Origin of the sequence: Paludibacterium paludis, from assembly GCF_018802605.1 — a bacterium.
Taxonomy (GTDB): Bacteria; Pseudomonadota; Gammaproteobacteria; order Burkholderiales; family Chromobacteriaceae; genus Paludibacterium; species Paludibacterium paludis.
Genome location: NZ_CP069161.1, coordinates 897,168 through 919,644 on the forward strand (window position 1 = coordinate 897,168; position 22,477 = coordinate 919,644).

The 22,477-nt window shown below is 64.4% G+C and carries 18 protein-coding genes; 13 read left to right on the plus strand and 5 right to left on the minus strand.

All coding sequences use genetic code 11. The features are described from left to right. Nucleotides 1-66 precede the first annotated feature (66 nt). Nucleotides 67-651, minus strand: coding sequence for an arylesterase (locus JNO50_RS03995; protein WP_189536480.1), 585 nt, complete (start codon nt 649-651; stop codon nt 67-69). Here JNO50_RS03995 and JNO50_RS04000 point away from each other — a divergent pair. From JNO50_RS04000 to JNO50_RS04010, 3 genes are read left to right on the plus strand one after another with little or no spacing between them, the layout of a single operon-like run. Next, nucleotides 650-1,357 (plus strand): ABC transporter ATP-binding protein, encoded by a 708-nt coding sequence (locus JNO50_RS04000; protein WP_189536478.1) that lies wholly within the window; start codon nt 650-652, stop codon nt 1,355-1,357. The genes JNO50_RS03995 and JNO50_RS04000 overlap by 2 nt on opposite strands. Next, entirely contained in the window at nt 1,354-3,843 is a 2,490-nt protein-coding gene (locus JNO50_RS04005) for an ABC transporter permease (RefSeq protein ID WP_189536476.1), read from the plus strand. Before JNO50_RS04000 ends, JNO50_RS04005 begins: the two co-directional genes overlap by 4 nt. A 42-nt stretch (nt 3,844-3,885) precedes the next feature. Then, on the plus strand, nt 3,886-4,428 hold the full coding sequence (locus JNO50_RS04010) for a DUF2946 family protein (RefSeq protein WP_189536474.1): 543 nt from the start codon (nt 3,886-3,888) through the stop codon (nt 4,426-4,428). Here the strand turns inward: JNO50_RS04010 and JNO50_RS04015 are convergent. Then, nucleotides 4,425-5,612, minus strand: coding sequence for an MFS transporter (locus tag JNO50_RS04015; protein WP_189536473.1), 1,188 nt, complete (start codon nt 5,610-5,612; stop codon nt 4,425-4,427). The two genes, JNO50_RS04010 and JNO50_RS04015, sit on opposite strands and share 4 nt — an antisense overlap. Before the next feature lie 156 nt (nt 5,613-5,768). Between JNO50_RS04015 and mltG the strand changes: the two genes are divergently transcribed. From mltG to JNO50_RS04045, 6 genes are read left to right on the plus strand one after another with little or no spacing between them, the layout of a single operon-like run. Next, entirely contained in the window at nt 5,769-6,758 is a 990-nt protein-coding gene (gene mltG / locus JNO50_RS04020) for an endolytic transglycosylase MltG (RefSeq protein WP_189536471.1), read from the plus strand. 1 nt (nt 6,759) lies between these two features. Then, a complete protein-coding gene (gene tmk / locus JNO50_RS04025) occupies nt 6,760-7,380 on the plus strand; it encodes a dTMP kinase (RefSeq protein ID WP_189536468.1) in 621 nt (206 codons plus the stop codon). Next, nucleotides 7,380-8,387: a DNA polymerase III subunit delta' gene (holB, locus tag JNO50_RS04030; protein WP_189536466.1), complete on the plus strand. Its 1,008-nt coding sequence runs from the start codon at nt 7,380-7,382 to the stop codon at nt 8,385-8,387. The genes tmk and holB overlap by 1 nt, the downstream gene beginning before the upstream one ends. A gap of 16 nt (nt 8,388-8,403) precedes the next feature. Next, nucleotides 8,404-8,760 carry a PilZ domain-containing protein gene (locus JNO50_RS04035; RefSeq protein WP_189536464.1) on the plus strand — a complete coding sequence of 119 codons (357 nt, stop codon included), beginning with the start codon at nt 8,404-8,406 and terminating at the stop codon, nt 8,758-8,760. 4 nt (nt 8,761-8,764) lie between these two features. Further along, nucleotides 8,765-9,535, plus strand: a complete 771-nt coding sequence (locus tag JNO50_RS04040; RefSeq protein WP_189536462.1) for a TatD family hydrolase — start codon at nt 8,765-8,767, stop codon at nt 9,533-9,535. 2 nt (nt 9,536-9,537) lie between these two features. Next, nucleotides 9,538-10,308: an MBL fold metallo-hydrolase gene (locus tag JNO50_RS04045; protein WP_189536460.1), complete on the plus strand. Its 771-nt coding sequence runs from the start codon at nt 9,538-9,540 to the stop codon at nt 10,306-10,308. Between the two features lie 9 nt (nt 10,309-10,317). Here JNO50_RS04045 and trpS read toward each other — a convergent pair whose 3' ends face one another. Then, nucleotides 10,318-11,340, minus strand: a complete 1,023-nt coding sequence (gene trpS / locus JNO50_RS04050) for a tryptophan--tRNA ligase (protein ID WP_189536458.1) — start codon at nt 11,338-11,340, stop codon at nt 10,318-10,320. A 224-nt stretch (nt 11,341-11,564) separates the two neighbouring features. After that, nucleotides 11,565-12,386, minus strand: a complete 822-nt coding sequence (gene ppsR / locus JNO50_RS04055; protein ID WP_189536456.1) for a posphoenolpyruvate synthetase regulatory kinase/phosphorylase PpsR — start codon at nt 12,384-12,386, stop codon at nt 11,565-11,567. 307 nt (nt 12,387-12,693) lie between these two features. Here ppsR and ppsA point away from each other — a divergent pair, with 307 nt between their 5' ends. The 4 genes from ppsA (at nt 12,694) to JNO50_RS04075 (ending at nt 19,061) form a co-directional block, all read left to right on the plus strand. Then, nucleotides 12,694-15,081 carry a phosphoenolpyruvate synthase gene (gene ppsA / locus JNO50_RS04060; RefSeq protein WP_189536455.1) on the plus strand — a complete coding sequence of 796 codons (2,388 nt, stop codon included), beginning with the start codon at nt 12,694-12,696 and terminating at the stop codon, nt 15,079-15,081. Between the two features lie 150 nt (nt 15,082-15,231). Continuing rightward, the gene (locus tag JNO50_RS04065; protein WP_189536453.1) at nt 15,232-16,143 is read left to right on the plus strand and encodes a DMT family transporter; all 912 of its coding nucleotides are present in this window, start codon (nt 15,232-15,234) and stop codon (nt 16,141-16,143) included. Nucleotides 16,144-16,188: 45 nt separating this feature from the next. Next, nucleotides 16,189-18,054: a DUF3857 domain-containing protein gene (locus tag JNO50_RS04070; RefSeq protein WP_189536451.1), complete on the plus strand. Its 1,866-nt coding sequence runs from the start codon at nt 16,189-16,191 to the stop codon at nt 18,052-18,054. Between the two features lie 125 nt (nt 18,055-18,179). After that, on the plus strand, nt 18,180-19,061 hold the full coding sequence (locus tag JNO50_RS04075) for a carbonic anhydrase (protein ID WP_189536448.1): 882 nt from the start codon (nt 18,180-18,182) through the stop codon (nt 19,059-19,061). A gap of 6 nt (nt 19,062-19,067) precedes the next feature. Here the strand turns inward: JNO50_RS04075 and mfd are convergent, their stop codons facing one another. Beyond that, complete coding sequence (mfd, locus tag JNO50_RS04080; protein ID WP_189536446.1) at nt 19,068-22,460, minus strand: transcription-repair coupling factor; 3,393 nt, start codon at nt 22,458-22,460, stop codon at nt 19,068-19,070. Between the last annotated feature and the right edge of the window lie 17 nt (nt 22,461-22,477).

A 22,477-nucleotide genomic window follows, 5' to 3' on the forward strand; every position in this document is an offset into this window, starting at 1 on the left:
ACTTTCGCGGTCTGATAATTGTAATATATGTCACGATAACATGAACGTTGTTGTCATCTCCCGGTATTACCGCAGCGGAAGCCGCGCCCGGACGTTGCGCATCATGCGCGGCTGGGCGGCGGCGGTTGGGTGGATTCCGTCGGACTGGAACTGGGACAGGTCGGCCGCGAAGCCTTCCACGAGCAGGGGAACCCAGGCGGTAGAGTACTGTCTGGCCAGTTGGCGATAGACATCGGTGAAACGGCGGGTATAGTCTGGGCCGTAATTGGGCGGCAGGGCCATGCCCACCAGCACGACTTTCGCGCCCGATGCCCGGCTGGCCCGGATCATCGCGGCCAGATTGGTTTTCATGTCGGTAAGCGGCAGGCCACGCAGCCCGTCGTTGCCGCCCAGTTCGAGCACCACGATATCGGGGCGGTGGGCCGACAGCGCTTCGGGCAGCCGGGCAAGACCGCCCGCCGTGGTTTCGCCGGACAGGCTGGCGTTGATCACCCGGTGCGCGGGCCCCAGTTCTTTCTGCAGCAGCGCGACCCAGCCTTCCGCCGGACGCAGCCCGTACCCGGCGGACAGGCTGTCGCCGAACACCAGTACGGTCGAGCCGTGCGCGGCAAGGCCGATCAGGGACAGCAAAAGGAAAGCGAGTTTCTTCATGACGGCATCCTCGGTGAGCGAACCGGACAAGACGATCGTGTTGGCCGCGCGCGGCCTGGCCAAGAGCATCGATTTTCACGGCGAGCACCTGACCATCCTGCGCTCAGCGGATCTGACCCTTGCCCGCGGTGAAAGCCTGGCGATCGTCGGCGCTTCCGGATCGGGAAAGTCTACTCTTTTGTCCTTGCTCGCGGGACTGGATTATCCCTCGAACGGCGAGGTGATGCTGCTGGGCCAGCCGCTTTTCGAGCTTTCCGAGGATCAGCGCGCCAGACTGCGGCGCGACAGGGTCGGTTTCGTTTTTCAGAACTTTCAGTTGCTTCCCCAGTTGTCCGCCCTGGAAAACGTCATGCTCCCTCTCGAGCTCGCGGGCCGGAAAGACGCGCGCCAGAGCGCGCTCGCGATGATGGAGCGCGTGGGGCTGTCCCACCGGCTGCGGCATTTTCCGCGCCACCTCTCCGGCGGGGAGCAGCAACGGGTGGCTCTGGCGCGGGCCTTCGTGATCGAGCCGCGCGTCCTGTTCGCCGATGAGCCGACCGGCAATCTCGATCTGGGCAGCGGCCGGCAGATCATCGATCTTCTGTTTCGTCTCAATGCCGAAGAGGGCACGTCGCTGGTGCTGGTGACCCACGACACGGAGCTTGCCGGCCGCTGCGACGCGATTTGCCGTCTCGTCGACGGACAACTGAACGGAGCGGGGCGATGACGCGCGGAGTCAATCTGCGGCTGGCGGCGCGCCTGATGCGCCGCGAACTGCGCCTGGGCGAGCTGACATTGCTGGCGCTGGCGCTGGTCATGGCCGCCACGGCGATCTGCAGCGTGGCGTTCTTTTCCGATCGCGTGCGGGCCGGGCTGAACCAGCGTGCCACCTGGCTGCTGGCCGCCGACCTGGTGGTCAACGCCGATCAGCCGACGCCTCCTGCCTGGGAGGCCGAGGCGCGCCGCCGGGGCCTGGAAACCGCGCGCTCGGTCACCTTTCCGTCGATGATCCTGGTGGGCGAGCGCACGGCGCTGACCACCTACAAGGCGGTCGGTCAGGGCTATCCGCTGCGCGGGGAAGTGACACTGGCCGACCGCGGCGGCCAGATGCGGACCGGACGTTTCAGGCCGAATCCCGGCACGGCCTTTGCCGATACCAGACTGCTTGACCGCCTGGGGGTTCGGCCCGGCGACGTGCTGACCGTGGGCGGCGCGCGGGTGACCGTGGCGGCCAGGCTGGTGTCCGAGCCGGATGGCGCGATGGATCTGTACAACTTCATCCCGCGCCTGATGCTGGCGGAGGAGGACCTGCCATCCACCGGTCTCATCCAGACAGGCAGCCGAGCGCGCTATCGCCTGATGGTCTCCGGCGACGGCGAGGCGATCGCCCGTTTCGGCGAGTGGGTCAAACCGCGCCTGCCGCGCGGCGCCCGGCTGGAGAATGTCGAGGAAGCGCGCCCGGAGGTCCGTTCCGCGATGGGGCAGGCAAGGCGGTTCCTCGGACTGACCGCGATGCTGACGGTGGCCTTGAGCGCCGCCGCCGTCGCCATGGCCGTGCGGCGCTATCTGGCGCGCCGCTGGCAGCAGATCGCCGTGCTGCGCTGCATGGGACTGACGGCGGGCGAGATCATTCTGGTGTTCCTGCTGATTTTCCTCACGGTCGCGCTGGTCTCCGGCGCGCTGGGCACGGGGATGGGCTATGCGGTGCAGGAGATCATGGCGCGGATGGTCCGGGAATGGACCGGGGATGGCCTGCCGCCGCCGGCGCCTGGCCTGGCCGGAGCGGGTATCATCGCATCCCTGGTGCTCCTGGCCGGATTCGCTCTGCCGCCGCTGTCGGCGGTGCGCCATGTTTCGCCCATGTCGGTGCTGCGCGACGAGATCCCCGCGACCCCGCCGAGCGTGCTCGCGCCGTTGCTGGCCGTGACGGCGCTGCTCGGGCTGGCCTCCTGGCTGATCGGCGAAGCCGTCCCCGCCGCATGGCTGATGGGCGGGCTGGCCGGATTCCTGGCGGCGGCGGCCGCGCTGTCCTGGGCTCTCGTGCGGCTCGCGCGGCGCCAGAGTGGCGCCTCGACCGTCGGCTGGCGCGCCGGACTCGCCAACTTGGCGCGGCGCCCCTGGTTGAGCGTGCTGCAGATGGTCTCGCTGTCCGTCTCGCTGATGGCGTTGCTGACGCTGCTTGTGGTGCGCAACGATCTGATCGGCGCCTGGCAGCGGAGTCTGCCCGCCGATGCCCCGAATACTTACGTGATCAATCTGCAGGATGGGCAGCGAGCGGCGTTCGTGTCGTTTTTCCGGGAAGAGGGGCGCCCCGCGCCGGAGATTTCGCCGGCGATCCGGGCGCGTCTGCTGGCCGTCAACGACCGGCCGGTTCGTGCCGGCGATTATGCCGACGAGCGCGCCCGGCGCCTGATCGAGCGCGAGTTCAACCTGTCGTGGCGCGATACCCTTCCTCCGGGAAACCGGGTCACGGCCGGGCGCTGGTGGGCGCCGGGCGGCCGGGAGTCGGCGTTTTCGGTGGAGGAGGGGCTGGCGGATACTCTCGGCCTGAAACTGGGCGACCGGCTGCTCTTCGACGTGACGGGCACGCCAGTGGAGGCGAGGGTGGGAAGTTTGCGCGAAGTTCCCTGGGACAGTTTCCGGGTCAATTTCTTTGTCCTGGCCAATCCGTCCCTGTTCGCCGGCCGATCGGCGAGCTACATGACGAGCTTCCGGCTCGACTCCCGCGACCAGGCCTTCGCCGGCCGTCTTCTGGCGAGGTTTCCCACCGTCACGGTGATCGATGTCGATCAGATCCTGATTCAGGTGCGCGCCATGGTCGACCGTCTGTCTCGGGCCGTCGAACTGATGTTCGGATTATCGTTGCTCGCCGGTGTGCTGGTGTTGTGGGCGGCGCTGGTGGCATTGCGAGAATCGCGCCTGACCGATGCGGGTTTGATGCGAACCCTTGGCGCTTCCCGTGGTCAGATACGTACGGTGCTGCTGTCGGAACTGTTGTGGCTGGGTGCGCTGACAGGGCTGATCGCGGCGCTGGGCGCCATGGTTCTTGGCGCGTTCTCGGCGCGGCAACTGTTCGATTTGCCGCTCTATCTTGACTGGCGGCTTGTGCCGCTGGGGGTCGCGAGCGGCATGGGCGTCGTGGCATTCGCCGGATGGCCGATCGTCCGCCGGGTGACGCGGACGCCGCCGGCGGTGGTGTTGCGGTCGTTGTGAATGGCGATCCGCGCTGGCGCGCGGAGAGCCTGAAAGGGAGAAATGGACGAAATCGTGCTCAAGGCCATGGCGAAATGGCCGAACACCCCGGCGGTGTACGGATGGTTACGGCTCGACGCGCGCGGTCAGTGGTGGATTCGCGAAGAACGGCTCGGCAATCCGGCCATGACGGATTTCTTTCACCGCAATTACGGCCGTGACAGCGCCGGACGGTTTTATGTCCAGAACGGTCCGCAGCGGGTTTACGTGTCGCTCGATGTCGCCCCGTATGTGGCCAGCCCGGGCGAATCGGGCTGGCTGACCCTGCCGTGGAGCGAGCAGGACCGGGCGCGCACCGCCTACATGACCCCTGACGGCATGCTGTTTCTCGAATTGGGGGGCGAGCTTGCCGTCGTCGACGACAGGTGCCTTGCCGGGGTGGTCGCTTCCGGACTTCCCGACTGGGACGGCGACATGCGGCATCTGCCCGCCTGGTTCATCCCCTCCGACCAGGAGGCGCGTATCCCGCTCTGTCCGGAAACCCTGCCGCGCCTGCTTTCCCAGTACGGGATCATCCGCGAGCCGAAGGCGCAAATCTCCCGTTAAGCGCCGGTCCGTACCTGGCGGTTGCGCCCGGCCAGCAGTCCGAAAGCGAGGTCGGCCAGCGACACGACGCCGATCAGGATGCCAAGGCTGTGCCAGCTTCCTGTCTGGCGGTGAAGCAGTCCCGCGGCCAGCGGGCCGGCCGCCGCCATCAGGTAGCCGATGCCCTGGGCCATGCCGGACAACCGTGCCGCCGCATGGGGAGTCGGCGAGCGCAGAACGATCAGAGAAAGGGCGAGGCCGAACGCGCCACCCTGTCCGAGCCCCAGGACAACTCCCCAGAGCCAGAGCGAACCGATATCCCCTTCCAGCACGCCCATGAATCCCGCCAGCGTCAGCAATACCATCAGCGCGATCGCCGCGCACTGATCACGACGCAAATGCGCCAGGGCCGGGGCCGCGAGCGCGGTCACCATTTGCGACATGACCGACAGGGACATGGCAAACCCGGCATCGACCGGTGCAAGTCCACGGTCGGTGAGAATCGAAGGCAGCCAGCCGAATACGATATAGGCGAGGGAGGATTGCAGGCCAAGATAGAGCGTGACCTGCCAGGCCAGCGGGTCGCGCAGCAGCGAACCGGTCGCGGTGACGGTATCGGCGGGCGGCGCGGCGCGGCGCGTGCTGGGCCACCACGCCAGTGCGGCCAGAAGCGCCGGCACGGCCCAGAACATCAGAGCGGGACGCCAGTCTCCCCCTGCGATATTGGCCAGGGGAACCGTGGCGCCGGCGGCGAGCGCCGCGCCAAGGCACAAGGCCAGGGTGTACACCCCCGTCATCAGACTGGCCCTGTTCGGGAAGGCGTGCTTGACAATGCCGGGCAGCAGCACGCCGATGACGCCGATGCTGGCGCCCGCGATCAGCGTGCCGGCGTAAAGTCCGGCGGGGCCCAATAGACTGCGCAGGACAATGCCGGCGGCCAGACTGAGCAGGGTGGCGAGAATGACGCGTTCGCCGCCGAAGCGCGCGGCGAGCCTGGGGGCGAGCGGTCCGGCCAGCCCGAGACAGAGAACCGGCAAGGTGGTCAGCAGACCCGCCGACAGACTGTCCAGACCCGTGTCGCGGCAGACGTCGGCGAGGACCGGAGCCAGGCTGGACAATGCGGGTCGCAGATTGATGCCGATGAGGATGATGCCCGCCAGCAGAACTCCCGTGGCCCGTCCCGGGTGGCGATGTGATGCGCTCATGAATGTGATGGTTTTATTTTATGTAAAGACATATTCTAGCGCAGAACCGTGACGCGAAGCCGGGTGTCGTACTGATACGACATGGGCGGTTGGTCTGTGTAATGGTATTATCCACCGCAGTGTATTTTGTCTCTCTGCTCCGGGTTGTCCCCTTCCATGAAAATGTTTGGCCGTCTGGTCCTTGCCACCGTTGTCGCCGCCTTTGCCTGGCTGGCTTTTGTCGTGCTGATGCCCGTTTCTCCGCCCGAGCCCTCCTGGGTGATCACCGTCGGTCCCAATCGCACGCTGTCGCAGGTCGCCACTTCGCTGGCTGACAAGGGGCTGGTGCGCAATCGCAACGTGATGGTGGCGCTGGCCCGTCTGGCCGGAACCGACCGCAAGCTCAAGGCTGGCATCTACCGTTTCCATGACGGCGCCTCGATGCTCGATATCCTGCGGCGCTTTGCCGAGGGCCGTCCGGACGAAGCCAGCGTGACAATGCTGGAAGGATGGAATTTCCGGCAAATCCGCGAGGCGCTGGCGCGCAATGCCGATCTGACTCATGCCACGAAAGGCTGGAGCGAGGCTCAGGTCATGACGGCTATCGGAGCCTCGAGCGCCGAAGCCGAGGGATGGCTGTTCCCCAGCACGTATTTCTTCACGCCGGGCAGTACCGATCTGGATATTTTCAAGCGGGCCTACCAGGCCATGGATGAGCGGCTGGCCGCCGTCTGGCGCGAGCGCGATCCGGGCCTGCCTTACGCTTCTCCGGTGGATCTTCTGAAAGTGGCGAGCCTGGTTGAAAAGGAGACGTCGCTGGATGCCGACCGGCCGATGGTTGCCGCCGTGTTCGTGAACCGCCTGCGCATCGGCATGCGGCTGCAGACCGATCCGTCGGTGATCTACGGCATGGGCAGCGCGTTCAATGGCAATCTCACCAAGCGAGACCTGCAGCGCGATACCCCCTACAATACCTATACCCGTAGCGGGCTGCCGCCGACCCCGATTTCCATGCCCGGCAAAGCCGCGCTGGCCGCGGCAGCGCATCCGGCCAAGAGCCGCGCGCTGTACTTTGTCGCGCGCGGGGACGGAAGCAGCTACTTCTCCGAGACCCTGGACGAGCACAATAGCGCCGTCCGCCGTTACATTTTCAAAAAAGGACAGTAATTTGCGCGCCCGTTTCCTCACCCTGGAAGGCATCGACGGTGCCGGTAAAAGCACTCACTTGTCTTTCATCGCCGACTGGCTGAAGCGGCAAGGCATCGACGCCGTGTTCACCCGGGAGCCGGGCGGCACGCCGGCGGGCGAGAAGCTGCGCCAGATGCTGCTCGACCGCGACAGTCGCCTGTCGCTGGATACCGAAACCCTGATGGTGTTCGCCAGCCGCCAGCAGTTGATCGCCGATGTCATACGCCCGGCGCTGGAGGCCGGCCGCTGGGTGGTGTCCGATCGTTTTACCGATGCGACCTTCGCGTACCAGGGCGGAGGCCGCGGCGTGCCCGAAGAGCGCATCCGCGTGCTGGAAGACTGGGTGCAGCAAGGGTTGCAGCCTGACCTGACCTTGCTCCTCGATGTTCCGCAAGCGGTCGCGGGCGAGAGGATGGCCGCCTCCCGCGAACTGGATCGCTTCGAAGTGGAGAAGTCCGATTTCCACCAGCGGGTCCGGGAAGCCTATCTTGCCCGGGCGGCGCGCTATCCGCGGTTTTGCGTGCTGGACGGCACACGCTCCATCGAACGGATCCAGGCCGATATCGCCGCCGCGCTGGACCGGCTGATCAAGGAGGATTGATGCGCTATCCCTGGCAGGTTTCCGACTGGCGCCGCATCGGCACCGAGCGCGAGCGGCTGCCCAACGCCTGGTTGCTGACAGGTCCGGCCGGGATCGGCAAGCGCGCCTTTGCCGAGTCGCTTGCCGTCTCGCTGCTGTGCGACGAGCCGGGCGAGGATTTCGTGGCGTGCGGGCGGTGCGAGTCGTGCCGCTGGTTTGCCGCCGGCAATCATCCCGATTACCGCTGCCTGACCCCGGATACCGACGAGGACGAGGCGCGCGAGGGCAAAGAAGGCAAAAGCGTGCGCAAGCTGCCGGTCATCAAGATCGAGGCGGTGCGAGAAGTGATCGAATTCGCCCATCTGACGTCCCATCGCAGCGGACGCCGGGTGATTCTGGTTGCTCCGGCCGAGTCCCTCAATCCCTCCGCGGCCAATGCCTTGCTCAAGATTCTCGAAGAACCGCCCGAAGGCGTGCTGTTTCTCCTTGTCGCGTACGCCCCCCAGCGGCTGTTGCCGACCATCCGCAGCCGTTGCCGTCCTTTCGCGCTGACCGCGCCGTCCCGCGACGAAGCGCTGGCCTGGCTTGCCGGCCAGGGCGTGGCCAATCCCGCCGCGGAACTCGCGCACCACGGCGGCGCGCCGCTGTTCGATCACGATCCCCATCTGGCGACCGTGCGCAAGGGATTTCTCGAGGCGCTCGCCAACCCGAGCATGACCAGCGTGCTGGGGCTGGCCGAGTTGGTGGAGAAAAACAAGCTGCCGCTCTCGGTGGCGCTTGAATGGCTGCAAAAGTGGCTGGTGGATCTCGCCTCGCTCTCTCTGGCCGGTTCCCTGCGCTACCACCCGGATCTCGAGGGCGTGCTCGTTCCTTTGGCGCGCCGTGCCGATACGGCCAGGCTGATGCGCTGTCAGGACGCCTTGACGGCGCTCGCGCCGTTCGGCCAGCATACCCTCAACATCCGTCTGCAGCTCGAAGCTTTGCTGATGGAGTACCTGCGGGTTTTCGCCCGGGCCAATCCGGGCTGAATCGGAGAATATCGCCATGAGCGACGCCACATACCCGACACCGGCCGTCCTGAGTCTGGCACTGCGCGACCGGGACGAGCTGTATGCCAGTTATATGCCTTTCGTGCCCAATGGCGGGCTGTTCGTGCCGACCGCGCAAACGATCGCGCTTGGCCGCGACGTACTGCTCGAGGTGACGCTGCCCGACGGGCAGGATCGGCTGGAGCTGCCCGGCACGGTCGTATGGATCACGCCCTCGGGAGCGCATAACGGCCGCGAGCCCGGTCTGGGCGTGGCGTTCCGGGATGTCGAGGCCACGCGTCTGGCCCGCCGTCATATCGAAACCCTGCTCGGCGGCGTGCTCAACTCCAGCCGTCCGACCCATACTGTGTGAAACCATGCTTGTCGATTCGCATTGCCATATCAATTTTCCCGATCTTGCCGGTCGTATGCCCGAACTGCTCGCCAACATGCGCGCCAACCGGGTGTCCCACGCGGTGGTGATCGGCGTGTCCGTGCCCGCCTGGCCCGAAGTCATCGCGCTGGCCGAGACGCACGACAATCTCTTCGCGACGGTCGGTGTTCATCCGGACAGCGAAGAGGCCGAAGAGTGGAGCGAGGACGAGCTCGTGGCGCGCGGCGCGCACCCCAAGGTGGTGGCGATCGGCGAGACCGGCCTGGATTACCACTGGTGCAAGGGGGATCTTGGCTGGCAGCACGAGCGTTTCCGTACCCATATCCGCGCCGCGCGGCGCGCGGGGCTGCCCCTGGTGGTGCACACCCGCGAGGCGGCGGAGGACACCATGAGACTCCTGCGGGAGGAAGGCGCGGGGGAAACGGGCGGCGTCATGCACTGTTTCACCGAAAGTTGGGAGATCGCGCGGCAGGCGCTCGATCTGGGCTTCTACATTTCCTTGTCGGGCATCGTGACCTTCAAAAGCGCCACGCAGGTGCAGGACGTCGCGCGCCGCGTGCCGCTTGACCGGCTTCTGGTCGAGACCGACTCGCCGTATCTGGCGCCGGTGCCGTTTCGCGGAAAGATGAACGAACCGGCCTATGTCCGGCACGTGGCCGAATGCGTGGCCACCTTGCGGCAGATCCCGCTGGCGGAGGTGGAGGACGCCACCACGGCGAATGTGTTCCGCCTGTTCGGCAAGATGGGAGGCTAGCGATGACGGGACGGTGGCGCATTCTTGGTTGCGGATCCAGCTCCGGCACGCCGGCGCTCGGCTGCGGCTGCCCGACCTGCGTGTCCTCCGATGCGCGCAACCGCCGTACCCGCTGCAGCGCCTACGTGGAAACCCCGTACGGCAACCTGCTTGTCGACACGGGACCGGATCTGCGCCAGCAGGCGTTGCGCGAAGGCATCACCCGTGTCGATGGGGTTCTCTATACCCACCCTCATGCCGATCACCTGAACGGTATCGATGATCTCAGAGCGTTCTGCTACCTGAAAAAAGGGCCGCTGACGCTGTACGGCAATGCCTTCACGCTCGACAATATCCGCAGCCGCTTCGGCTACGCGCTGCAGGCGCCGTCGGCCGTGTGGGACAAGCCGGTGCTGGTTCCCGAAGCCGTCGAGGGGCCGTTCCCGCTCGGCCGCGCGACCGTGGTGCCCGTGCCGGTGCGGCACGGCGCCTGGCCTTGCCTTGGCTGGCGCATTGGCGATGTCGCCTGGCTGACCGACCTGTCGGAGATTCCCGACAGCAGCCTTTCCTTGTTGGAGGGGCTGGATGTGTTGTTTCTCGACTGCCTGCGCCATGCGCCCTATCCGTCCCACCTGCATGTGGAGAAGAGCTTCGCGTGGGCCGAACGGATCGCGGCGCGGCGCACGGTGCTCATCCACATGACCCACGAATTGTCCTTCGAGGAATTGGGCCGTCTTTGCCCGCCCGGTATCGAGGTGGGCTACGACGGCCTCGTCGTGGACTTCGATTGCTGAGCGATCGGCTCAGAAATAGTTGAGACCCATCGCCGATTTGACGTCGGACAGCGTCGCGGCGGCCGCTTCGCGCGCCTTCGCCGTGCCCTTTTTCAGCATGTCCATCACCGCGCCGGGATCTTTGGCGTAGGTTTCGCGGCGCGCGCGGATCGGCGCGAGCAGTTCCTGAAGGATCTCTTCCAGATGTTTTTTGATAACGGTGTCGCCAAGCCCGCCGCGCTGGTAATGCGCCTTGAATTCGGCGACACGGTCGACATCGGTATCGAATACATCAAGGTAGGTGAAGACCACGTTGCCTTCCACCTGACCCGGATCGCTGACGCGCAGATGGTTGGGATCCGTGTACATCATGCGCACCGCCTGGCGGATGTCGTCGGGGCTGGATGACAGGGGAAGGGCATTGCCCAGCGACTTGGACATTTTGGCCTTGCCGTCGATGCCCGGCAAACGGCCACCCTGTTCGGGCACCACGGCGCGGGCTTCGACCAGGATCTCGCGCGAGACGCTGGCGTTGAAGCGGCGGACGATTTCGTTGGTCTGCTCGATCATCGGGATCTGATCGGCGCCCACCGGCACGACCGTGGCCTTGAAGGCGGTGATGTCGGCGGCCTGCGCGGCCGGATAGGTCAGGAAACCCGCCGGAATATCGCGCTCGAATCCGCGCAGTTTGATTTCATCCTTGATGGTCGGATTTCGCTCAAGCCGGGCGACGGTGACAAGGTTCAGATAGTAAGAAGCCAGCTCGGCCAGTTCCGGAACCAGACTCTGGATGAAAATGACGCTTTTGTCCGGATCGATGCCGGCCGCGAGGTAGTCCAGGGCAACCTGCAGCACATTGTCGCGCACCTTCACGTAATTGCCCATATTGTCGGTCAGCGCCTGGGCGTCGGCGAGCAGCAGGTACTGGCGGCAGACATGCTGCAGCTGCACGCGCTGCCTGAGCGAGCCGACGTAATGGCCAAGGTGCAGCTGACCGGTGGTACGGTCTCCGGTCAGAATGATGTCGCGGTCGGTGATAGCGGGTTGGGTCATGATCGTTCCTGTCGTTAGCGAGAGTCTTTGAATGCCGACAGGGAGGAGGGGATATGCCGTGGCCGCCTTGTCGGCAGCCATCCGGGTTTTGTCTGAACAGGGCCCGGCGCCGCCTCAGTCGAGGCGCCACCAGAAAAAGGAAAGGGGCGTGTTCAGGGAGTTCATGCGTTTCATCTAACCATGCCGGCCGGGTTGCCGTCAAGCGCCCGGCCGGGCGCTGCGCCTCAGAAACGGCGCTCCAGCGTCGCCTTGTGGATGATCGTGGTGGCGATCTCCTCGATGGACTTGTGCGTGGTGCTGATGAAGGGCACCGCATGGTGCCGGAACATCGACTCCGCCTCGTTGACTTCGAAACGGCAGTTTTCGATGCTGGCGTATCGGGAGTCGGGGCGGCGCTCCGAGCGGATGCTGTGCAGCCGTTGCGGATCGATGGTCAGGCCGAACAGTTTGTTGCGGTAAGGTAACAGCATCTTGGGCAGGGTCGGCGCATCCAGATCCTCCGGGGTGAGGGGGTAGTTGGCCGCCTTGATGCCGTATTGCAGGGCGAGGTACAGGCAGGTTGGCGTCTTGCCGGAACGGGACACGCCGACGAGGATCACGTCCGCTTCCGCGAGATCCTTCAGTTTGACGCCATCGTCATGATTCAGCGAGAAATTCACCGCTTCGATACGGGTGTCGTAGTTCTTTTCGTCCACCATGCCGTGCGCGCGGCCCACGCTGAGCGAGGCCGAGCGGCCCAATTCGTTTTCCAGCTCGCCGATGAAGGACTCGAAAAAGTCGATGGTCAGCGCCGTCTCGATCTTGAAGATCTGGCGGATGGCCGGGTCGATGATACTGGTGAAGACGAGCGGCCGGAAATGCTCCTGCTCGGCGCATTGGCGGATGCGTTCGGCAAGCTGAGTGGCTTTTTCCACCGTATCGATGAACGGTACGGTTTCGCGGCGGAATTCGACCGTGTCGAACTGGGTCAGCAGCGTGTGGCCGAGCGATTCGGCGGTAATGCCGGTGCGGTCGGAGATGAAAAAGGCGGAACGGCGGTCTGGCATGCAAGAACCTTTCACGGCGGGACGATGTGCGACGTGAAGCGATTATACGCGCCGCCGGAGGCAAGTGAGATGACACTTGTCATAAAGTGGCGAATTTCTTTGCGGCCCTATTGTGTAGTGCCGGCACTACATTTTTTCGGGGGAAGACCTTGCCGCGCTTTGCTTTATGAAATGGACATTGCCGTTTTCTTGCAGTGTCAAGAACTTTGTCTGGCTTGTGCGATGCAAAATTGGCTACGCAAACAGTGTGTTAATCGGATAGAATGCGGGCTTCTATCGTCCCCAATCCAACACAGGAAGTGAAGTGATGGCAGAGAACTACGTCATCTGGTTCGAGAAGTTGCGAATGACCGATGTCGAGGAGGTTGGCGGCAAAAACGCCTCCCTTGGCGAAATGATCAGCCAATTGGCCAATTCCGGCGTGCGGGTGCCGGGCGGGTTCGCCACGACGGCCGAAGCCTACCGGGAATTCCTCCGTCACGACGGCCTCTCCGACCGGATCAATGCCGCCCTGGCGAAGCTCGACGTCGATGACGTGACCGAGCTTGCGCGGGTGGGCAAAGAGATCCGCCAGTGGATCATCGACATCCCGTTCCCTGCCCGCCTCGAAGAGGAAATCAGGGCCGCATGGGAAAAAATGGTGGCCGATGCCGGCGGTGCCGACATCTCCGTCGCGGTCCGCTCCTCCGCGACCGCCGAAGACCTCCCCGATGCCTCGTTCGCAGGCCAGCAAGAAACCTTCCTGAATATCCGCGGCCTTGAAAACGTCAAAGACGCCATCAAACACGTTTTCGCTTCCCTCTACAACGACCGCGCGATTTCCTACCGTGTGCACAAGGGCTTCGCCCACGATGTGGTGGCGCTCTCCGCCGGCATCCAGCGCATGGTTCGCTCCGACTGTGGCGCCGCCGGTGTGATGTTCACCATCGACACCGAGTCGGGATTCGAGGACGTCGTGTTCATCACCGCTTCCTACGGCCTCGGGGAAACCGTGGTGCAAGGCGCGGTCAACCCGGATGAGTTCTATGTCCACAAGCCGACGCTGAAGGCGGACCGTCCCGCCATCCTGCGCAAGAACATGGGCTCCAAGCTGATCAAGATGGAGTTCACCGACGCCTCGCAAGCCGGCCGTTCGGTGCGCACCGTCGATGTGGCGCCGGCCGAGCGCAAGGCCTTCTCCATCTCCGATGCCGAAGTGACCGAGCTGGCCCGCTACGCGCTGATCATCGAACAGCACTACGGCCGTCCGATGGACATCGAATGGGGCCGTGACGGCCTCGATGGCAAGCTCTACATTCTGCAGGCCCGCCCGGAGACCGTGAAGTCCCAGGAAAACCGCGTGGAGACCCTGCGCCGTTACCGTCTGAAGAACAAGTCCGCGATCCTCGCCGAAGGCCGCGCCATCGGCCAGAAGGTCGGCCAGGGCGTGGTGCGCATGATCAAGAACGCCTCCGAAATGGACCGCGTCAAGGCGGGCGACGTGCTGGTGACCGACATGACCGACCCGGATTGGGAGCCGGTGATGAAGCGCGCCGCCGCGATCGTGACCAACCGTGGCGGCCGTACCTGCCATGCGGCGATCATCGCCCGCGAGCTCGGCATTCCCGCCGTGGTCGGCTGCGGTGACGCGACCGATGTGCTGCGCGACGGCATGAGCGTGACCGTTTCGTGCGCCGAAGGCGACACCGGCAACATCTATGACGGCCTGCTGGATATCGAGGTGATCGACCTCGCGCTGGACAAGATGCCCAAGTCGCCGGTCAAGATCATGATGAACGTCGGCAATCCCGAACTGGCCTTCGACTTCGCGCAACTGCCGAACGAAGGCGTGGGTCTGGCCCGCATGGAATTCGTGATCAACCGCCAGATCGGCATCCATCCGAAGGCGCTGATCGAGTTCGACAAGCAGCCCGCCGAACTGAAGGCCGCGATCACCGACCGCATCGCCGGTTACGCGTCGCCGGTCGACTTTTACGTCGAAAAGCTGGCCGAGGGCATCGCCACGCTGGCCGCCGCCTTCTACCCGAAAAAGGTCATCGTGCGCATGTCGGACTTCAAGTCCAACGAGTACGCGAACCTGATCGGCGGCCAGGCCTACGAGCCGCATGAAGAAAACCCGATGATCGGTTTCCGCGGCGCCGCCCGTTATGTGGCCGACAATTTCCGCGACTGTTTCGAGCTCGAATGCCGCGCCGTCAAGAAGGTGCGCGACGTGATGGGCCTGACCAACGTGGAAGTGATGATCCCGTTCGTGCGCACGCTCGCCGAAGCCGAAAAAGTGGTGGAAATCCTCGCCCAGAACGGTCTGAAGCGCGGCGAGAACGGTCTGCGCCTGATCATGATGTGCGAACTGCCGACCAATGCGGTGCTGGCCGAGAAATTCCTCGCGCATTTCGATGGCTTCTCGATCGGTTCGAACGACATGACCCAGCTCACCCTGGGGGTGGACCGTGATTCGGGCGGCCCGATCGCGCCGACCTTCGACGAGCGCAACGAAGCGGTGAAGGTCATGCTGCACATGGCGATCCAGGCTTGCCGCAAGCTCGACAAGTACATCGGCATTTGCGGGCAGGGTCCGTCCGACCATCCGGACTTCGCCAAGTGGCTGGTCGAAGAAGGGATCGAAACCATCTCCCTGAACCCGGACACCGTGGTGGAAACCTGGTTGTACCTCGCCAAGGAACTGAACGCCTGAGTAGTGGCCGGCCCGCCGGCCCTGGCTGACCCCGCCGCCCCGCCGCCACCGCGCCGGGGCGGTTTTGTTGTTGCGCGTTGCCGCGCGCCCGGTGCGGCAGCCCGTGTCGTGTTACGCTGAGGTTGCCTGCCGCGCCTTCGGAGAGTTGCCATGCCGTACCTTGCCCTGACCCTGGCGATGTTGTTGTGGTCCAGTTCCTTTATCGCGTTGAAGTACGTTTTTGTTTACTTCGATCCTTTGCAGGTGTTGCTTGCCCGCATGCTGATCGCCACGGCGGGCATTGTCGTGATTTTGCTCTGGCGACGCGAGACGCGATGGCATTACCGGAAAGGCGACTGGAAGTGGATGCTCGCGATGGCGCTGGCCGAACCGTGCCTGTACTTCCTGTGCGAGGCGCGGGCACTGACCCTGACCAGCGCCTCGCAGGCGGCCATCATCACCGCGACATTGCCGCTGCTGGCCGCGCTGGGCGCCAGGATGTTTCTTGGCGAGCGCATCGGCGCCAAGGGAGCGTGCGGTATCCTCGTGTCGTTTCTCGGGGTCGCGGCGTTGACCCTTGGCGGACAGGCCGAAGCGGGCGCGCCGGATCCGGCGCTGGGCAATGCGCTGGAATTCCTTGCCATGATCTGCGCGACGGGCTACGTCCTGATCGCCAAGCGCCTGACCTCGCGCTATTCCACCCTGGCCGTCACCGCGATGCAGACCGTCACGGGCGGCGTGTGGTTCGGCGCATGGGTCCTCTTGTCTCCCGCGCCGCTGCCGGTCTCCTTGCCATTGCTGCCAAGCCTGGTCGTCCTCTATCTGGGCCTGTTCATCACTCTTGGCGCGTACGGGCTTTACACCTGGTCGGTGAGCCGGGTTCCGGTGGCGATGGCCGCGGCATTCATCAATCTCATCCCGGTGTTTACCGTTGGCATGGCCTGGCTCGCGCTGGACGAACGGCTCTCGGGGTGGCAGGCTGCGGCCTGTCTTCTGGTATTCGCCGGCGTGGCGATCAGCCAGAAAAAAACGTCCGGCGCGGCTAAGCCCGATGCCGGCAGGGGGTTGGTTAATGACATTTGAATTTCAAAAAGATAAGATGGTTTTTTTTGCAATAGAGGGCGGCCGATGAAAACCCTGCCAAGCCCATTGAGCCGTCTGTTGCTGCCCGCCATCCTTCTGGCGGGCGTGGCGGATGCCTCGCCCTGGGTCCCCGAGTCGGAGGCGCTCGCCGATGTCTCCGAACAGCGCGAATGCACGCTGGACACCGCGCTGGTGCTGCGCTGCAAGGGCGTGCGACGCACTGTGCTGCTGAAGGACGAAGCGAAACAGGATGCCGGCAATGTCATCCTGCGATCCGACTCGCGCTTGACGCAAACCCTGAAAAAAGCCTGGGTCGAAACACCGGGCGGCGAGACCATTCCCGTGCCCGAGTCGCAAATCGCGCAGCCGGGCAAGGCTTCCTTCGAAGGCAAGCGGCGGCTTTCACTGGCTTTTCCGTCGCTGGAAACAGGCAGCCGGACCGTACTGGAAACGGAAACCGTGCTTGTTCCCGCGCCGCATGTCGCGCAATTTCATTACACGCTTCATTACCCGGCGACGATGAACCGCATCCGCTCGTCGGTATTCCACCTGCGTTCGGCCGTCCCCGTCATGGTGAAAAGCCGCGACGCGGACGGGATTGTGGATATCGAGCGTTCGGCCGATGGCAGGGAGCTGACGATCCGTCTGCGCCAGCCGTATTTCCGTTACCCCGCCCTGATGGAGGCCGCCACGCCATGGCGAGCGACGCCGCGAATCGAGATCGCCACGGAGGACGACCCCGCGCGTACCTTCGCGGCGCTGGCATCGATCTGGCAGGAACGCATCGACGCCGGACTGCCCGCCAGGGCTCGCGCCGAGGCGGAACGTCTGGCGGCGCTTCCGGCGGGCGAACGCCTGGCGGGCGCCTTGCGGTATCTGCGCAACAACTACCGCTATCTGGGCGACTGGCGTCTTGCCGAGCACGGTTACGCCCCCGAACCCCTCGCGCAAATCGAAGGGCAGGGGTATGGGGATTGCAAGGATCTGTCCGCCATGTTGACCGGCATTTTGCGCCGGGCCGGCCTGAACGCCGATCCGGTTCTTGTGCAGATGGGATCGGACAACCGTCCATCCCTGTTCATCGGCGCGGGGAGCTTCAATCATGCCATCGTGCGTGTGGAAGAGCCGGGGGGCGTGCGCTGGGTGGATGCCACTTCGCGGCGCTTCTCCCCTGACGTGCCTCATTGGGGTATCCAGAACCGCTTCGCGCTGGCGCTGACCGCCGATGGCGCCCGCCCGGCGACCATCCCGATGGTGAAACCGGAGCAGGCTCATTCCCGGGCCGTGTACGATTTTTATCCGGAAGGACGGTTGTGGCGCGTATCCGCGCAACTGTGGATGGCGGCGCCGCAAGTCGAGCAGCTGGGCGAGCTTGAAGAAAAGATGGGGCGGCTGCAGGCGGACAAGCAACTGGTCGATACCCAGTTCGTCGATCTGGATGTGGTGTCGTTCGTGGTCAAGCGCGACAAAGTGCCGGTCGTCAATCGTGGCGCCTATCCGGTTTCCTTTACCGGCACGCTGGATCCGCAAGCGGGTTTTGTCGGCAATGACCGGTACTTCAATGCCTCGATGCAAAGCGCGCTGGTGCGCGGCCTGAAGCGTGTGCGCAGACAGGGCCCCGCCGGCGACGGTTACCTTGGCGTGCCGGCAACCCAGACTTCCGTGCTGCGCTGGCACGGGCTGCGTCCGCGCCAGCCCTTGCTCCGTTGCTCGGCCGACAGTCCCTGGCTGTCTTTTCAGGCGAGTCCGCTTGAGCTGGCCGGCGGTTCGGCGCTGAAGATCATTGTGACGCGCAAGACAGACTGGGTGCCGGCATCCGGCTATCAGTCAGCGCAGATGGGCCGGTGGCTCGACCAGGTGGATCGCTGCATGGACGGATTGCGGGTACTGTTCGGACGCGCCCCCTCATAGGGTGGACCGGGACGTTCGGGTATCTTGCTGTCCGCCGAAAAGACAGGTGCGAAGCAAAAGTAGTTGACATATGAATGAGAGAGGCGCTGGTATAGCGCTATTTACCCCGAGAGAGGAGATCTGCCATGTCGCCATCCCGTTCGCTACCCGCCATCGTGGCGATTGCCTGTTTCGCGGCCCCGTCGGTCGTTCCCGCCCAGGAGACGCCCCAGGCGCTCGAGCCATCGGTCAAGCAGTCGCCGGCCCCGGTGTCCGCGCCGGCGGCGCATGCCGCCGCTCCCTCCCGCAAGCCCGCCGTCAAGCACGGCCGCGTTTCCCGGCTCCGCTCGGCCTCTGACAGCCATGACGCCGCCGGTCATGGCGAGCCGCACGGCAACGAAGTGGCTCAGGTCCGGGGTGTCGTTTCAACCATCCTCGCCGCCAATCAGGCTTACATGAAGGGGCACGGCGCCGCCTATTTCAATGCCTTCGCCGACAAGCAGACGCCCCGCGCCACGGTGCTGACGTGCGCCGATTCGCGTGTTCAGGCCAATGTGATGCATGCCGATCCGGTCAACGATCTGTTTCTGGTGAGGGATATCGGCAATCAGATCGCGACGGTGGAAGGGTCGATCGAATACGGCGTGCGGCATTTGCACACTCCCCTGCTGCTCATCGTCGGCCATGCGGCCTGCGGGGCGATCAAGGCGGCGTCGTCCGATTACAGCGGCCTGGAGCCGTCGATCCGCAAAGAGCTGGACACCATCAATATTCCCAAGGGCGGCGACCCGACCAACGGGGCGCTGCTCAATGTGAACAATCAGGTCGAGTCCGCCATCCTGAAGTTTTCCGGGGAGGTGGAAAGCGGGCACCTGGCCGTGATCGGAGCGTTTTACGATTTTCGCAACGATCTGAAGCAGGGCCTGGGCAAGCTTGTCATCACCAATATCAACGGTGAAACCGATCCCGAAATCCTGCGAACCTGGACGCGCCAGGGGCAGTTTTTCAAGACCGGTTTCGCCAAGTGACCGCCATCAGCCCAGTTCCTTGAGCAATTCCCTCACCCTGACCACCCTGAGGGCCACGTCGTCGATCTCGACCTCGACCCTCAGCTTGTCCTGACCCGCCAGCTTGTAATTGCGCTTGCTCTGGATCAGCCCGATGATCTTCATCGGGTCGATCGGCGGATTCTTCACGAAAATAAGCTGAATGGCCGCTTCGCTGGCATCCAGTTTCTGGATGCCCAGCTGGCGTGCCGACAGGCGCAGGCGATGACTGTCGATCAGGGTCTTGACCGTTTGCGGTGGCAGACCGAAGCGGTCGACCAGTTCTTCCTGGATCGCATCGATCTCGCCGTCGTTCTCGGCGGTGGCAAGGCGCTTGTAGAGGACCAGCCGCTCGTGCACGTCGGGACAATAGGCGTCGGGCAGCAGGGCGGGACTGTGCAGATTGATTTCGGTGGTCACGCCAAGCGGAGCGTCCAGATCCGGCTCCCGGCCTTTCTTGAGGTCCCTGACCGCCTGTTTGAGCATTTCGGTGAACAGCGAGAAGCCCACCTCCTGCATTTCGCCTGACTGCCCCTCGCCAAGAACTTCCCCCGCGCCGCGGATTTCCAGGTCGTGCATCGCCAGGAAGAACCCCGAGCCGAGCTCTTCGGACATCTGGATCGCTTCAAGACGTTTGACGGCGTCCTTGGTCATGCCCTCGGGCGTCAGCAGGTAGGCGTAAGCCTGGTGGTGGGACCGCCCTACACGGCCCCGCAGCTGGTGCAGCTGGGCAAGACCGAACTTGTCGGCGCGGTTGATCAGGATGGTGTTGGCATTGGGGATGTCGATACCCGTTTCGATGATGGTCGAGCACAGTAAAACGTTGAAGCGCTGCTGCAGGAAATCCCGCATCACCTGTTCGAGTTCGCGTTCGCGCAATTGTCCGTGCGCCACGCCGATGCGTGCCTCCGGCAAGAGCTCGGCGAGTTTTTCCCGCATGTTCTCGATGGTGTCCACCTCGTTGTGCAGGAAGAACACCTGGCCACCGCGTTTCAATTCGCGCAGCATCGCCTCGCGGATGACCCCGCTCGAGAACGGGGACACGAAGGTCTTCACCGCCAGGCGCCGCGACGGCGCGGTGGTGATCGCGGAAAAGTCGCGCAACCCTTCCAGCGCCATCGACAGGGTGCGCGGAATCGGCGTCGCGGTGAGCGTGAGCACGTCGACATTGGCGCGCAGTCGCTTGAGCTGCTCTTTCTGGCGCACGCCGAATCGATGCTCCTCGTCGATGATCACCAGTCCCAGATTCTTGAAGCGGATATCGGGCTGCACCAGCTTGTGCGTGCCGATGACGATATCCACGCTGCCGTCGGCGAGTCCGTCAAGCGCCGCGCGGGACTCCTTGGCGGAACGGAAACGCGACAATTCGGCGATGCGCACCGGCCAGTCGGCGAACCGGTCGCTGAAGTTCTGGAAGTGCTGTTCCGCCAGCAGGGTCGTCGGCACCAGCACGGCGACCTGTTTGCCACCCATCACCGCGACAAAAGCCGCGCGCAGCGCCACTTCTGTCTTGCCGAAGCCGACGTCGCCGCACACCAGGCGATCCATCGGCTTTCCGCTGGTCATGTCGCCGATGACCGCCTCGATGGCGCCGGCCTGGTCGGGGGTTTCCTCGAAGCCGAATCCCTCGGCGAAGGCTTCGTAGTCCTGATGCGTGTAGGTGAAGGCGTGGCCTTCGCGAGCGGCGCGCTGCGCGTAAAGATTGAGCAATTCGGCCGCGGTGTCGCGTGCCTTTTCGGCGGCGCGTTTCTTGGCTTTTTCCCATTGCGGGGCGCCCAGCCGGTGCAGCGGGGCCTGCTCGGGATTACCGCCCGCATAGCGGGAGATCAATTGCAATTGCGCCACGGGCACATAGAGCTTGGCCGAGTCCGCGTACTCCAGCTGCATCAATTCGGTTTCGCCTTCGCCCAGATCCATCGAAACCAGTCCCATGTAGCGGCCGATGCCGTGCTGTTCATGCACGACCGGGTCGCCGACCTTGATCTCGGCAAGATCCCGCAGCATGGAGTCCGGCGCCATGCGATGCGTTTTGCGACGGGAATGGCTGCGGGCCACATGCTGGTACAACTCGGCTTCCGTGATGACGGCGAGGCCTTCTTCGCTATCGAGAAAACCGCTGTAAAGCGGGGCCACGGTAATGGAGAAGCGGTCATCGCCGGTAGCGAACGCCCCCCAGGAGTCGACGCAATGCGGGCGCAGTCCGTGTTCTTTCAGGAACTGCAGCATGGTTTCCCGGCGGCCGAGGCTTTCGGCTGTCAGCAGCACGCGTCCGGCAAAACCCGCGACGAAGGCCGACAGGCGATCCAGCGGCGCGTCGGCGCGGCGCTGTACCGCGAGCGCCGGCAGCGAGGCGGCGCTGCCATCAGGCGGCGGCATGTCGGTACGCCCGTAATGTTTGATGGCCAGCATCAGCTCGTCCGGGCGCAGGTACAGGTCGCGCGGCGCGAGCACCGGCCGCTCGGTATCGCCGCGCGCCATGTCGTGGCGGGAGCCGACGTCTTTCCAGAACGCTTCCGCCGCGGCGAGCACATCGTGGTGCGTCACGATGCCTCCCGTGTCTCCGAGGTAGTCGAAGACCGTTGCCGATTCGTCGAAGAAGAGCGGCAGGTAGTATTCGATCCCGGCCGGGAACAGGCCGCCCGAAACGTCGCGGTAGATGCGGCTGCGCGACGGATCTCCTTCGAGTTTTTCCCGGTAATTTTGCCGGAAGGTGGTAATTCCCGCCTCGTCGGTAGGATACTCCCGGGCGGGCAGCATGCGGATTTCCGGTACCGGGTAGAGGGTGCGTTGCGAATCGGGATCGAATGTTCTGAGCGATTCGATTTCATCGTCGAACAGATCGATCCGGTAAGGCAGCGGCGCCCCCATGGGAAACAGGTCGACAAGACCGCCGCGCAAGGAGAATTCGCCGGGGACCATGACCTGGGTGACGTGCTGATAGCCGGCCGTCACCATGTCCGCGCGAAGGCGCTCAACATCCAGCCTCTGGCCTTTCTTGAGGAAGAAGGTCCGGCCAAGGAGGAAAGAGACCGGCGCGAGGCGGGTCATCGCCGTGGTGACCGGGGCGATGATCAGGTCGCATTCGCCGCGGTGGATTTGCCACAGCGTGGCCAGCCGCTCGCTGGTCAGGTCGCAATGCGGGGAAAAATGGTCGTAGGGCAGCGTCTCCCAGTCCGGCAGCAGGGCGACCGCGAGCTCCGGGTCGAAAAACGGAATTTCCGCTCTGAGTCGATGCGCCGCCTGGGCGTCTGCTGTCAGTACCAGCAATGGCCGATGCCGTCGGGCAAGGGCGGCCAGCCGTCGGGCGTCGAGTCCGGATGGCAGGGGGGGCAGGCTGTGTTTCTGCCCGGCGGAGGGAAAGCGCGATGGGGTATCCAACATAATGCTTCACAATCATA

Coding starts and splice junctions, on each gene's coding strand:
- JNO50_RS03995 (WP_189536480.1), bottom strand. CDS start 651: ATGAAGAAACTCGCTTTCCTTTTGCTGTCCCTGATCGGCCTTGCCGCG.
- JNO50_RS04010 (WP_189536474.1), top strand. CDS start 3,886: ATGGACGAAATCGTGCTCAAGGCCATGGCGAAATGGCCGAACACCCCG.
- JNO50_RS04000 (WP_189536478.1), top strand. CDS start 650: ATGACGGCATCCTCGGTGAGCGAACCGGACAAGACGATCGTGTTGGCC.
- ppsR (WP_189536456.1), bottom strand. CDS start 12,386: ATGCCAGACCGCCGTTCCGCCTTTTTCATCTCCGACCGCACCGGCATT.
- mfd (WP_189536446.1), bottom strand. CDS start 22,460: ATGTTGGATACCCCATCGCGCTTTCCCTCCGCCGGGCAGAAACACAGC.
- JNO50_RS04035 (WP_189536464.1), top strand. CDS start 8,404: ATGAGCGACGCCACATACCCGACACCGGCCGTCCTGAGTCTGGCACTG.
- JNO50_RS04015 (WP_189536473.1), bottom strand. CDS start 5,612: ATGAGCGCATCACATCGCCACCCGGGACGGGCCACGGGAGTTCTGCTG.
- JNO50_RS04070 (WP_189536451.1), top strand. CDS start 16,189: ATGAAAACCCTGCCAAGCCCATTGAGCCGTCTGTTGCTGCCCGCCATC.
- JNO50_RS04045 (WP_189536460.1), top strand. CDS start 9,538: ATGACGGGACGGTGGCGCATTCTTGGTTGCGGATCCAGCTCCGGCACG.
- JNO50_RS04040 (WP_189536462.1), top strand. CDS start 8,765: ATGCTTGTCGATTCGCATTGCCATATCAATTTTCCCGATCTTGCCGGT.
- ppsA (WP_189536455.1), top strand. CDS start 12,694: ATGGCAGAGAACTACGTCATCTGGTTCGAGAAGTTGCGAATGACCGAT.
- JNO50_RS04005 (WP_189536476.1), top strand. CDS start 1,354: ATGACGCGCGGAGTCAATCTGCGGCTGGCGGCGCGCCTGATGCGCCGC.
- JNO50_RS04065 (WP_189536453.1), top strand. CDS start 15,232: ATGCCGTACCTTGCCCTGACCCTGGCGATGTTGTTGTGGTCCAGTTCC.
- trpS (WP_189536458.1), bottom strand. CDS start 11,340: ATGACCCAACCCGCTATCACCGACCGCGACATCATTCTGACCGGAGAC.
- holB (WP_189536466.1), top strand. CDS start 7,380: ATGCGCTATCCCTGGCAGGTTTCCGACTGGCGCCGCATCGGCACCGAG.
- mltG (WP_189536471.1), top strand. CDS start 5,769: ATGAAAATGTTTGGCCGTCTGGTCCTTGCCACCGTTGTCGCCGCCTTT.
- JNO50_RS04075 (WP_189536448.1), top strand. CDS start 18,180: ATGTCGCCATCCCGTTCGCTACCCGCCATCGTGGCGATTGCCTGTTTC.